The 11,126-nt window shown below is 60.0% G+C and carries 12 protein-coding genes; 6 read left to right on the forward strand and 6 right to left on the reverse strand.

Annotated features, from left to right (window positions below; all coding sequences use genetic code 11):
* Window position 1 precedes the first annotated feature (1 nt).
* Together ku and CTP10_RS38175 are read left to right on the forward strand one after the other, a co-directional pair.
* Window positions 2-892 carry a non-homologous end joining protein Ku gene (ku, locus tag CTP10_RS38170; RefSeq protein ID WP_058697648.1) on the forward strand — a complete coding sequence of 297 codons (891 nt, stop codon included), beginning with the start codon at window positions 2-4 and terminating at the stop codon, window positions 890-892.
* Window positions 889-1,704 (forward strand): tetratricopeptide repeat protein, encoded by an 816-nt coding sequence (locus CTP10_RS38175; protein ID WP_058697647.1) that lies wholly within the window; start codon window positions 889-891, stop codon window positions 1,702-1,704. Before ku ends, CTP10_RS38175 begins: the two co-directional genes overlap by 4 nt.
* A gap of 526 nt (window positions 1,705-2,230) precedes the next feature.
* Here CTP10_RS38175 and CTP10_RS38180 read toward each other — a convergent pair.
* The 3 genes from CTP10_RS38180 to CTP10_RS38190 form a co-directional block, all read right to left on the reverse strand.
* A complete protein-coding gene (locus tag CTP10_RS38180) occupies window positions 2,231-2,545 on the reverse strand; it encodes an H-NS histone family protein (RefSeq protein ID WP_058697646.1) in 315 nt (104 codons plus the stop codon).
* A 529-nt stretch (window positions 2,546-3,074) separates the two neighbouring features.
* On the reverse strand, window positions 3,075-3,545 hold the full coding sequence (locus tag CTP10_RS38185) for a hypothetical protein (protein WP_058697645.1): 471 nt from the start codon (window positions 3,543-3,545) through the stop codon (window positions 3,075-3,077).
* 299 nt (window positions 3,546-3,844) lie between these two features.
* Window positions 3,845-4,015 (reverse strand): hypothetical protein, encoded by a 171-nt coding sequence (locus CTP10_RS38190; protein ID WP_158577657.1) that lies wholly within the window; start codon window positions 4,013-4,015, stop codon window positions 3,845-3,847.
* Between the two features lie 201 nt (window positions 4,016-4,216).
* Here CTP10_RS38190 and CTP10_RS38195 point away from each other — a divergent pair, with 201 nt between their 5' ends.
* From CTP10_RS38195 to rpoD, 3 genes are all read left to right on the forward strand, one after another.
* Entirely contained in the window at window positions 4,217-4,417 is a 201-nt protein-coding gene (locus CTP10_RS38195; protein WP_081050240.1) for a hypothetical protein, read from the forward strand.
* Between the two features lie 364 nt (window positions 4,418-4,781).
* Window positions 4,782-5,156, forward strand: a complete 375-nt coding sequence (locus CTP10_RS38200; RefSeq protein ID WP_058697644.1) for a hypothetical protein — start codon at window positions 4,782-4,784, stop codon at window positions 5,154-5,156.
* A 642-nt stretch (window positions 5,157-5,798) separates the two neighbouring features.
* Window positions 5,799-7,829: an RNA polymerase sigma factor RpoD gene (rpoD, locus tag CTP10_RS38205; protein ID WP_171514463.1), complete on the forward strand. Its 2,031-nt coding sequence runs from the start codon at window positions 5,799-5,801 to the stop codon at window positions 7,827-7,829.
* Between the two features lie 109 nt (window positions 7,830-7,938).
* Here rpoD and CTP10_RS38210 read toward each other — a convergent pair whose 3' ends face one another.
* Complete coding sequence (locus CTP10_RS38210) at window positions 7,939-8,142, reverse strand: cold-shock protein (RefSeq protein WP_013954359.1); 204 nt, start codon at window positions 8,140-8,142, stop codon at window positions 7,939-7,941.
* A gap of 73 nt (window positions 8,143-8,215) precedes the next feature.
* Window positions 8,216-8,500: a hypothetical protein gene (locus CTP10_RS38215; RefSeq protein WP_143010703.1), complete on the reverse strand. Its 285-nt coding sequence runs from the start codon at window positions 8,498-8,500 to the stop codon at window positions 8,216-8,218.
* Window positions 8,501-9,215: 715 nt separating this feature from the next.
* On the opposite strand from CTP10_RS38215, the gene yfcF reads away from it, so the two are divergent.
* The gene (gene yfcF, locus CTP10_RS38220) at window positions 9,216-9,848 is read left to right on the forward strand and encodes a glutathione transferase (RefSeq protein ID WP_081050239.1); all 633 of its coding nucleotides are present in this window, start codon (window positions 9,216-9,218) and stop codon (window positions 9,846-9,848) included.
* 233 nt (window positions 9,849-10,081) lie between these two features.
* Here the strand turns inward: yfcF and CTP10_RS38225 are convergent, their stop codons facing one another.
* Window positions 10,082-11,110 (reverse strand): ComEC/Rec2 family competence protein, encoded by a 1,029-nt coding sequence (locus tag CTP10_RS38225; RefSeq protein WP_058697642.1) that lies wholly within the window; start codon window positions 11,108-11,110, stop codon window positions 10,082-10,084.
* Between the last annotated feature and the right edge of the window lie 16 nt (window positions 11,111-11,126).

Genomic DNA, 11,126 nt, shown 5'->3' on the forward strand with positions numbered 1-11,126 from the left:
AATGCCTGCACGATCCCTCGCCTCTTTGTCGCTGTCTTTCGGCCTGGTGTCCATCCCCGTCAAACTCTACACCGCCACCGAGACAAGCTCTGCTGTGCGCTTCAACTTACTGAGCAAAGAAGGCGCACGGCTGAAACAACAGTACGTTTCCGAGCAGACCCAAAAGGTTGTCGACCGTGCAGACATGGTGAAGGGCTACGAGTTTGAGAAAGACCGCTTCGTGACGTTCTCCCCCGATGAACTCAAAGCCTTGGAAGAGAGTGCCAGCCACATGGTCGATATCGTTGCGTTCATTCCCGAGCGCAGCGTGGATCCGCTGTATTTCGACAAGGCGTACTTCATCGCTCCAGATAAGCGCGGCGGTAAGCCTTACAGCCTTTTACGCGAAGCCATGTCGAAGACCGGTCGCTGTGCCATTGCGAAGTGGGCCTCGAAAGGCAAATCGCATATCGTGCAGATCCGACCGGTCGAGGGCGGCCTGGTGTTCCAGCAACTGTTGTTCGCGGATGAAGTGCGCAACATCGCCGAACTGCATATCGAGGAAGTGGCAGTCTCAGATGCGGAGCTAAAGCTGGCGATCCAGCTGATCGAGCAAGCCTCGGAAGACCAATACGATCCGGCCCAGTACAAGGACGAGGAGAAAGTCAGGATTCTCGCCGCCATCGACGCAAAGATCGCCGGCAAGCAGATCGTATCGCCCGAACCAGTTGAAGTCACCGCCGGCGGGCAGGTCATCGATCTGATGGATGCACTTCGCGCGAGTCTGTCCAAGAAAGGGCTGCCCGCGACAAAAGCCAAAGCCGCCGAGCCATCAACTCGCAGAGCCGGTAAGCGGGGCACAGCGCCTTCCGAGCCGACACCGATCCGACGCACCACTAAGAAGTCGGCATGAGCCACGGCGAAGGGTTGACCAGGCGCGAGCTGGAGACGCGCCTGGGCGCTTCGCGCCGGCTGATCTCCAGCCTGGTAGCCGCCGGGCTGGTCACGCCTGCACGAGGCCCACGCGGCCAGTACGTCTTCTCCTTTCGGGACGTGGTTCTGATTCGTACCGCCGAATCCCTGCACAGGTCGAGCGTTGCGCCTGCACGGATTCTGCGGGCGCTGCGTCGTCTCGAACGGCTCACACCGAACCGACACCTATCGGCCCTGCGAATCTCCGCAAGCAGCGGCAACGTATCGGCATGGGACCGGCACGGCGCGTGGCTGGTTGAGAGCGGCCAACGGCTGATCGAGTTCGGGCCGGATGAAGCCGATGTGCGAGTCGTTGATTTAACGCGAATGCGTGCCAACGAACCGACCGCCGAGGAATCCTTTGCGCAAGCCTATGCACTTGAACCTGTCGACGCCAATGCGGCTGAAGCGGCCTACCGACGCGCCTTAGAGATCTCGCCAGGAATGCTGAACGCCTACCTGAACCTTGGGTGCATGCTGGCAGACCAACAACGATTCGACGAAGCCATCATGCTCTATGAGGGGGCGTTGTCCGTCCTTCCGAACGCGCCGCAATTGCATTTCAACCTGGGGGTTGCACGCGAGGATGTCGGCGCCCCGCAGTCAGCTCTGGCAGCGTACGAGCGATGCATCGAACTTGCACCGGACGACGCCGATGCCCACTACAACGCAGCGCGTTTGCATCAGGAACTGGGCCACTTCCAGAAGGCGCTGCGACACTTCAACGCATTCCGGAGGCTCGACCGTCCATAAAGCCAAGCCGCGGCATTATTCGGCGACCAACCTGATGCGTCGCCCCAAGAGGGCCGCATAAGGCACGTATCGAAAGAGGCTCAATTGATCACTTCCACGTGCAAAAGTGATGACCGCTCCATTCTAGTAAGACGCGGGAGCCTTCTGCTGAAAAAAGCGCGTTAAATTCGGACTAATTCAGACTTAAGCGTTTCTTGCGACGTCATATCATGCCTGGGTAGTCCTGCTACCGCCCGCTTCGCCGCCCTGGTGACGCGGGCTCTTTTTTGGGTAAAGCGAGCCCGTGCGCAACAGTGGGCAGGCCGATTGCCTGGTGCGGGGCGACTGGGCGATACTGGGCGCGGGAAACTCCACAAGTTTCCCGATTTCTTCATGGACGTTCTGCGGCTCTCTGCTACCGGTCGAGAGCCGTCTTTTTTCGGTCATCGCCCGATTTGACCGCGTGTGTTGCGCGGTCCGCCGCGGGGTGGCCATTCCCATGACGAGTTGCCTGCCCCGACCCGCTCACATTGGCGTTGCAAACAGCTCATTCCTGCTGGATAAGGAAACGCTCGGGCCGCTTGCCCAGCCAAGCCGGCGTCCGGCCACGTCCCGACCAGGTCTTGCCGGTTTTGGGATCCATATACTTCGGCGGCAGCGGCGCTTTCTCGGTGGCAGCGGACGCTGTACCGGCAGGCCGGCCCCGACGACGCCGCGGCGCCACGTCTTCCGGCGACAGCTCATACCGAGTCATCAGCTCGCGAATCTGCTCGATGACGCCAGCGACCTCAGTTGAACGCGCCTCTTCGAGCTGGGCTTCCAACGCTTGCTTCCGCGCCATCAATTCTTGATACGTTGCCATCTTCGCCTCCAATTGTTCAGTCGCTTTTGACTTATACGCATTCTAAAGTCGGCCTGCAAGGTATTCGTTCTCTACCTTCATACGGAACTTAACATTCCATTCACTTTAATGAATATTCGTATGGGCCTGTGACAGCGGTCGGCGGCGAATAAAGTGACACGAAGATATCGCCCTCCCCAGGAATGGCGGCCATTCGCCCCAAAGCCGTAGCTCGCAGAAATAGGTACGCTCGGCGGCGTGAAATCCCATTGGGCGATGTAATGGAGCTCGGCGCAAGCGATCCGCATACAACGAAGGCTTCACGATGAAGTCGCCGCTGCGCATCTGCGGTTGAATGGTGGGCCTCCCGTGAGTCGAACACGGCACCAACGGATGAGTCCGCTGCTCGAACCAGGCATGAGCTAGAGGCCTAATTGGAAGGGGGAAAGCTGTCAGCACAAAGTTTGTCGGGCCTCAGCTTTCCTCAGCAGTGCTCCTACCTTGCGCCAATCGGCTGGTTGCGGATAGGCGTTACCAGCCGATGCAAGGATCACACCGACGCTTCAGGCGAAGCTACAGCTGGAACCACCTTCTTCGCCGAAGCCCGTTTCTTCGTCACGGATTTCACTGCTGCCGCCTTCGGCGCTGCTTTCGCGGCGACCTTGCCCTTGATACCGGGTGCGGCCTTTTTCGCGGCCTCTTTCGTTGCGGCAGCTTTGTTGCTCGTCGCCTTCTTGGCGCCTGCAGCCTTGGCCTTCTTCGCCGCGAGCTTGTCCTTTGCGGCTTGCTTTTCAAAGCGGGCCGCGGCCTTTGCGGCTTCCACGGCCTGGGCAATTTCGCGCTTTGCCGCTTCAATTGCCTTCTTCGTGTCGGCGCGCAACTTCAGCAAGCGCTTCTTCGCTGCCTGAGCCTCACGGGCGAGCACGCTAGCCTTTTTCGTCGGCACTGTCATCTTCTTCGCGGCAGACCTTTTCTTCGTGACTGCCTCTGCAAGAACAGTTCTTTTAGTTGCTGCGACCATGTTGATTACCCGTTAGTTGTGGAGAGCGGAGTATAACCGCAGGGCTGGCGTACCTAATAGCGGTCTGGCTTGTCCTTGTGGGCGCGACGCCTTTGGCAGCCTGGCGCAATTAGCGGCGGCCAAAAAGCGGCATCACGATTGAGCCAATACGGCGCTCTGGCGCAATTGGCGGAAACGACTCATCATTCGCGCCGGCTTCTCACGTCGTTGCCCACCCCTTCCTCTGCTGCTAGCCTGCGCAGCGGACACCGCTACTCTCGATCATTTCGGCGCCGCCTTCCGGCGTTCAGCCGGGGGCATCACGAGGTAGCCAATCGCGCGACGCTCGAGTTGAGCGAGGGGTCACCATGATCAGGCCGTAGTGGCGTGCCTGACCGCTCTTCCACATAGGCTCCGAACAGAGGGTCGGAGATGATCGGCACGCCGCCGATGGTAGGTGCGCGCAACATCGCCTGGTTGCGTTGCTTCATGCTGCTGCGTTGCCGCATTCTTTTGGCTTGATGCCGGCGACAAAGAAGTTTATTGTGGCCGCTCGGTGTACGCTTCCCCGCCCTCCTCGCACCAATCCACCATTGCCCCGGCCACTGTCCACATTGTCGACTGGGGAATCTATCTCGCGGCAGCAGTAGTAGTAGTTCGTTTTTCCAAACCACGACAACGGAGGCCGACATATGCTAAGCCCGCATGAGATCGCCGCGCTACTGCTGCTCGGCGACGAGGAGGAGATCGACGACCTCGAACCTGAGCAATTGGACACCTTGTTGGCTCACAAGCTGGTCACGATGGAACATGGTCATGCCAGCGGCAATGCCTATCCTCGCCTGACAAGTCAGGGGCATTCCATTCTCGAAGCGGTGCGCCGAATTCGGTAGTCAGTCAGCTTTAGCCCAAAAGCAGACGACCGTCGCGGCCGAAGCCGCGAACTGGTTGATAAGCTGTGGCTTCCTGGCGTGTGGCGCCTGTGGCTGGATCCTGGTGCATTGTTCGGTGTCACATTGCCGTGGCAGCGGCTGGCGCGGGCGGCTGCGTGTTGCGCCTATGATCTTTCCCCCGCTTCCCCCGTTCCGCGGCTCCCGTGCCCAGACGCGGACCTCCAGCATATTGCTCGGTTCAACCTGCTCCCATGACGGGACCTGACAAAGACGGCCGCTCCCCGCTTACAATGCTGCTATGCAATATGGATCAGGGCTGAAGAAGCGCGAATAGCCACACGCCCTGTATGTAGTGGAGGAGAAAATGGCGACAGCTCTGGCTGGGACGAAAAGCGAGGCGCTGAAGCTCCTGGAAACAGAGGGAGTAACGGTCGTGGATTTGAACTACGAGTCTGGTTGGCAAGATGCGATTGAGCTTGGCAGGCGGGGTGAAAAGCTCGGTGTACACGTCCAGTATCGCGGCCATGAGAGCATTGCCGTTAGCTCCCCGGCGGCGCTCGTTGGCGGGCTGATTCGCCCGAAGTTGACCTTCCGTCAGCGCAATCTTTACTGCCAATTTGAGCTCAGCAAGCTGCCAACGGGTGAGCTAGAGCGCCTGGAGGCAAAGGCGGCCAGGCTTGGCGATTACATCCTCGCGGGACACCTAACAAGGGATGTCGATGCGGTGTGGTCGGAGTAACGCATCGCCAGGCAGCCTTGGTGAAGCCGAGATCAGATTCAGCTCCCCGAGTCACGCCTTGATGCTCTGCCCCGCCCCAACAGACCCGCATGGGGACGAGCACGGCCAGTGTAGTCGTACCTAGCCACGGGCCTTTCTACCGGAGCAGCTCAAAGATCTCTTTTGCGTGCTCAAGGTGGCGCCTTCTGCTCTGACAGCGTCGATGCCTTCGATTTGATCGCAGCCGGAGGAGGCCTGAGCCTCGGCAGCCTGCGACTAGCGCTGAAATCGCGGGAGGATGCTGAGCTCGCCGAGTGCTTGTGTCCGAAGGTGCACGGTGCCGGTCCGGACGATTTCCGGACGTGCCCTTCGCGAAACAGGTGATGGTATCGCCCGTGAGCACCGATACGGGATATGCGCCTCGTCGAGCGCGGTGGCAACGAGCTCGAGCATGCTGGTGAACTGCGAGAACAGGAGAATCTTTCGACCTTCCTCGACGAGGCAACACTACCCACCGCATATTGCGGCGCACAACGTCGTCCGGTATTATTCAAAATTCCCCCATTCTGCGCACACCGGATTCCGCGAGAGGCATTCTGACCTCGACTGTCCGTGCGTCATTCCACGATTTCGTTCGCACCCCGACAGGCTTGAACAGCCGTCATGTCCGCGACGATCGTCGGCCAACCTGTCGAGGAGAGTGTATTGGCAAATCCAGTTCGCGACGATTCAGCATCCCGCACGATCGCGGTCACGTCAAAGACCGGCCGCCGCTCTCCAAAAGGAAAGATCCAGGCGGTCGCAACACCGCTGGACATCGCGTCCATGGCGCGCCAGGACGAGGAGCGTCAACGCCAGATGCGCGCGCTGATCGCGCTTGGCCGTGAGCGCGGCTATCTCACCCACGCGGACATCAACGATCACCTGCCCGACAACTTTACGCAAACTGCTGCGATGGAGACGATCGTCAGCACATTCAGCGACATGGGGGTGGCCGTGTACGAGCAGGCGCCGGACGCGGAGACGCTCCTGTTAAGCGATGCCGCGCCTGCCGCGGCATCCGACGATCAGGCGGATGAGGAAGCGGAAGCTGCACTGTCGACCGTCGATTCCGAATTCGGCCGCACTACTGATCCGGTCCGGATGTACATGCGAGAAATGGGCGCCAGTGAACTGCTGACTCGCGCCGGCGAAATCGAGATCGCAAAACGCGTCGAAGGCGGCCTGCAGGACATGATTCAGGCGATCGCCGCGTGTCCGTCAGTCGTGTCCACGATTCTTGCCGATGCGGACCGCATCGTTGCCGGCGAACTGCGTATCGACGAACTGGTCGATGGCATCAGCGACGACGTGAACGAAAGCGAAATGGCGCTAGAGTCCGATGACGTTCAAGTGGAAGCAGACGCCTCCGACGATGACCCGGATGGTGATGACGCTGAAACGGACGCCGCGGATCCGGAGAAAGCGAACGCAGCCCGCCTCGAACAACTCACGATCGACAGTCTTGCGATTTTCGCGCGCGTGCGTGTACTGTTCGAGCAGTTGCCGGATGCACCCGTTACTGGGAAAGCCCGTTCCGCAGCCGTTGCGCAATTGCGCTTGGAGATCCAGCGTGAACTGGCTCCGATCCGCTTTACGGCCAAGACTATCGACCGCCTGTGTGCCAGTGTGCACGAACAGGTTACCGAGGTTCGTGCAATCGAGCGCAGCATCCTGGAGATCGCCGTCGACCGTTGCGGCATGCCACGCGAGGCGTTTGTCGAGTCGTTCCCGGGCCACGAGACCGACCTTGAATGGACCAGCCATCTGGCGGCGACTTCGCGGCAGTTTGGCGCAGCGCTCGAGCGACATCTGCCGGCCATTCAGGCCGGCCAGCAGAAACTCATAGACATCGAGGCCGGGGTCTCGCTGCCGCTCCAGCAGCTCAAGCGGATCAACCGCCAGATGAGCGCCGCGGAGTTGAAAATGCGGCAGGCCAAGCGAGAACTGATCGAAGCGAATCTTCGTCTTGTCATTTCAATCGCCAAGAAATACGTGAACCGCGGCATGCAGTTCCTGGATCTAATCCAGGAAGGCAATATCGGCCTGATGAAGGCGGTGGACAAGTTCGAATACCGGCGCGGCTGGAAGTTTTCGACGTACGCCACTTGGTGGGTCCGGCAGGCTGTCACGCGTGCGCTTGCCGATCAGGCGCGAACCATTCGTGTGCCGGTCCACATGATCGAGATGATCAACAAGCTGAATCGGATTTCGCGCGAATTCCTGCAACAGACGGGACAGGAAGCGCATCCCTCCGTCCTCGCCGAGCGCATGGAGATGTCCGAGGAAAAAGTGCGCAGTATCCTCAGGATCGCGAGGCAACCTGTCTCGCTCGAGACCCCTGTGGGCGACGACGCCGACGCGACGCTCGGCGACATGATTGAGGATGTCTCTGCGAGTTCACCGGCTGAGGCCGTGATTCACGCGAACATGCGCGCCGCGATCGATGAGGCACTCGACGGGTTATCGCCGCGCGAGGCCAAGGTCCTGCGGATGCGATTCGGGCTCGATACGATCTCGGACCACACGCTTGAAGAGGTCGGCAAGCAGTTCGACCTGACCCGCGAGCGGATCCGTCAGATTGAGAGCAAGGCGATGCGCAAGCTGATGCATCCCAGTCGTGCTGACAAGTTGAGGCCCTTTCTCGAGCGCTGAGCAAAGGCGAGGAGTACGCGCCCCCTTTCGACGCCCTACTCCAGACCCACAGCGATCACGCATCGGCCCGATCGCTGCCCTGGCAGGACGCGTTTGCTGCGCGGAGAACTTACAGCGGTTTGATGTTCGCTGCCTGTTTCCCCTTGGGGCCTTGCTTGACTTCAAAACTGACCTTCTGGCCCTCCTGAAGTGATTTGAAGCCATTTCCCTGAACCTCGGAGAAGTGCGCGAACAGGTCATCGCCGCCGTCGTCCGGCGTGATGAAACCAAAACCCTTCGCATCGTTAAACCACTTGACGGTACCTGTTGCCATGTTCTGAATGTTCCAAGGAAGACTAGTTGTAGATGACGCCACCGGCCTGCGCCAGACGTGCGGCTATCTTGTATCACAGGTGAGCCGTCGCAGACAATCCAGGTTTTTTCGAACGGGCTCCGACGAGCTGTACCATGACGTTGTGCGCGAAGGTTTGCGTCAACTCGCCGGTCAGCGTGGTTTCGACTTCCCCGGCCACCTGAACGCGACCGGTTGCCGCAGCGTGCGATCGCGCTGCAGCAGAATGCGATGTTCGTACAGCCACCGTTTGAGATCCCGCAGCAAGCCATTGCGATCCTGTTTGCCCGAGATCGCCCTTGAACCAGCGCACCACATAGCGGCGCTGATGCTCCGTCATCGCGCCGAAGCCGAGTGCCCGATACGCGCAGGTCTGTGCTCGACCAGCGTGTCGATGTGACATCATAAGGCGCGTACAGCGTGCCGAGATCGGGCGGCTCAATGCCCAGTTGCTCGCCCGGGTGTTGCCTGAGATTGCGCGGTACGTACCGGCAGGCCTCGGTGCGCCCCGACTGCAGTGAAGCGAATGTTATCGCCGAGGGCATCGAGCGCCGTCCCAGCGCGGATGGTGACTGGGCAGACTACGCGAACACCGGTCTAAGCACCGACGCCCGCGGAGTTACCGATCGCTGTGGGAGCAGATCCACGGCCCCGGCTCATGGATCGCCAACCCGTGAGTGAGCCTGGTGGAGTTCAGGTTTCAGACATGAGCATCAACCCACGCCCTCGCCCAGACGAGGCCTTCCGCGACTGCCCGCTGGAAGCTCGGGTAGAAGCCAATCGGATCGGAGGTCTCCAGCACTTGGGTGCCCTTCTCTACGGCCCCCGAAGCTTCGAACGAGCCGTCCCCCATGGGCTTCGCAAAGCCTCGAATGGTGTATCCCCCGTAGGTCTCTGTTGCCATAGTCCCCCCCGTCCGTTTCGGAGGATCGTAGCATGACGAAACAAACGCCCCATCCCGGCCATAAGCGGTCCCTCCACATTGTCAGCGCGAAGCGGTCACTCGCCGTATATCATCAAGGCTCCGCACGAGCGGACCCGCCAAGGAGATCACGTTGAAGGAAAATAGTCTTCGCCTATATGCCGATGCTCAGTTTGCTAGCCCCTACGCCATGTCGGCTTTTGTGGCTCTTCACGAAAAGCGATTGCCATTTGAACTTTCGACTGTGGATCTCGGCAGTCGTGCAAACTATGACGAGAGCTATACAGCCAAGTCGTTGACCCAGCGCGTACCCACGCTGATGCATGGGGACTTCGCTTTGTCGGAATCGTCAGCAATCACGGAGTTCCTTGACGATGCTTTTCCGGAAACGCCCGTATATCCCCAAGACAGATATCTTCGCGCGAGGGCACGCCAGGTGCAAGCCTGGCTCCGCAGCGATCTGATGCCCATCCGACAGGAACGCTCAACTGAGGTGGTGTTCTACGGGGTGTCCGGACCGGCGCTTACCCCTGCGGCCCATGCAGCGGTGCAGAAGTTGTTTCGTGCGGCCGAGGCTTTGCTCTCTGGAGATGCGCCAAATCTCTTTGGGGCTTGGTGCATCGCCGACACAGATTTGGCGTTAATGCTGAATCGCCTCATCCTGAATGGCGATCCGGTACCAACAAGGTTAATGGACTACGCTGCGCGTCAGTGGGAGAGGCCCTCCGTGCAGCGATGGGTTGGACTGAAACGTCCTCCGCTTTGAATGTGCGAAGCCAGACAAGAGTTGACTTTGCGGCTCCAGTCCAATGCTGCTGGCAACCTGACTCTTGTTTCGGCTCGATGTCCGCTCGTCAGAAAAGCGAACGGCGGAGATGGGTTGCGCCGACCGCCGCCTTCCATTCAGCTGACGCCAGTCGACCCGAAGAGTCAGTCAGTTCCTAGCCGAAGCGGCCGTTCCCCGATTACGATCGAAGGGGGAGACTGGTCCCGTGGGCTTCAGAGTGAAACTTCGACAAACTGCTCGCCGGCCATCGGATAGAGGGGCTTGAAGCTCGGCCACCCTTCCGGTTTGAGGCGCCATCTCGAGGTGTGCGGCACGTCGTAGTTGAAGAAGATCTCTGGGTGCTTGCCTTTGGCAATCAGCCGCGCGATCAGCTCGTTGTCGGGATGCCGGTACTTCTTTCCGCTCGTGCTAATCAAGAATCGCGAGCACCGGAGGGACGTCAGGAGATCCAGGTCAGTATTGGCCTTGCTGCCATGGTGAGACACCTTGAGCAGATCGATCGGCTCTTGCTTCGAGTGATGGACCGCGAGCCCAGCCTTCACCACTTCGGCGAACGCGTCTGCGGCCAACAACATGCGCTTGTCGCCGAACTGCAGTAGTAGAGCAATACTGCTGCCGTTGGGAGTGGAGCTATCGGACCGGGACTTTGACTTGGACAACTGTGAGAAGTCTCCTGGGGGCCAAGGGTCCTTGCGTCCCAGTCGGTCACCGGGGCCTGCGGGCGGCTCCGTCGGCGGCAACTCGGGATTCGCCCATTCCTCCGACAGCTTCTTCAGCGCCAAGGCATCTGGTGACAGCACCCGCACCTGTAGCTTGCCTTCAAGGATGACCTCCTTACACGATTGTTGGATCGTGCCCCTATCCGGAAACGCGTGATTCCAGGGAAGATTCCGGCGCCGGATCAACTTCGACAGAGCGTCGCCTTCACTCGGACCAAGCCTGTCTGCCTGTCGCAGGTGTTGATAGCCGTTGAACCATACGTCCGCGATGTCGAGCCACTCGGGCGGGTCGCTCAGCAGTTCGATCATCCCCTCGATGTGATCGAGGTCATAATGCGTCACCACCAGAGCCTCCAGTCGAAGCCGGCCGTTGACGCATAGCGGCTTCAGTACGGCCAGCAGCGCTTCCCGGGTGCCAGCGGGTCCGCCGTCGACTAGCACATGGCGAGGCCGGTCCGGGTTGCCGTAGCTGACGAGCAGCGCGTCGCCGTGTTCGGCTTGGATGGCTCTGATTCGAAACATGCGCTTCTCCACTCCG

The organism is Cupriavidus sp. P-10, assembly GCF_003402535.2.
Lineage (GTDB): Bacteria > Pseudomonadota > Gammaproteobacteria > Burkholderiales > Burkholderiaceae > Cupriavidus.

What these genes read in the sequence shown, in the direction of transcription:
- CTP10_RS38210 (WP_013954359.1), bottom strand. Translation starts at nt 8,142, where the DNA reads ATGGCAACAGGTACCGTCAAGTGGTTTAACGATGCGAAGGGTTTTGGT.
- CTP10_RS38225 (WP_058697642.1), bottom strand. Translation starts at nt 11,110, where the DNA reads ATGTTTCGAATCAGAGCCATCCAAGCCGAACACGGCGACGCGCTGCTC.
- CTP10_RS38200 (WP_058697644.1), top strand. Translation starts at nt 4,782, where the DNA reads ATGGCGACAGCTCTGGCTGGGACGAAAAGCGAGGCGCTGAAGCTCCTG.
- CTP10_RS38180 (WP_058697646.1), bottom strand. Translation starts at nt 2,545, where the DNA reads ATGGCAACGTATCAAGAATTGATGGCGCGGAAGCAAGCGTTGGAAGCC.
- CTP10_RS38195 (WP_081050240.1), top strand. Translation starts at nt 4,217, where the DNA reads ATGCTAAGCCCGCATGAGATCGCCGCGCTACTGCTGCTCGGCGACGAG.
- CTP10_RS38185 (WP_058697645.1), bottom strand. Translation starts at nt 3,545, where the DNA reads ATGGTCGCAGCAACTAAAAGAACTGTTCTTGCAGAGGCAGTCACGAAG.
- CTP10_RS38175 (WP_058697647.1), top strand. Translation starts at nt 889, where the DNA reads ATGAGCCACGGCGAAGGGTTGACCAGGCGCGAGCTGGAGACGCGCCTG.
- CTP10_RS38215 (WP_143010703.1), bottom strand. Translation starts at nt 8,500, where the DNA reads ATGACGGAGCATCAGCGCCGCTATGTGGTGCGCTGGTTCAAGGGCGAT.
- CTP10_RS38190 (WP_158577657.1), bottom strand. Translation starts at nt 4,015, where the DNA reads ATGAAGCAACGCAACCAGGCGATGTTGCGCGCACCTACCATCGGCGGC.
- ku (WP_058697648.1), top strand. Translation starts at nt 2, where the DNA reads ATGCCTGCACGATCCCTCGCCTCTTTGTCGCTGTCTTTCGGCCTGGTG.
- rpoD (WP_171514463.1), top strand. Translation starts at nt 5,799, where the DNA reads ATGTCCGCGACGATCGTCGGCCAACCTGTCGAGGAGAGTGTATTGGCA.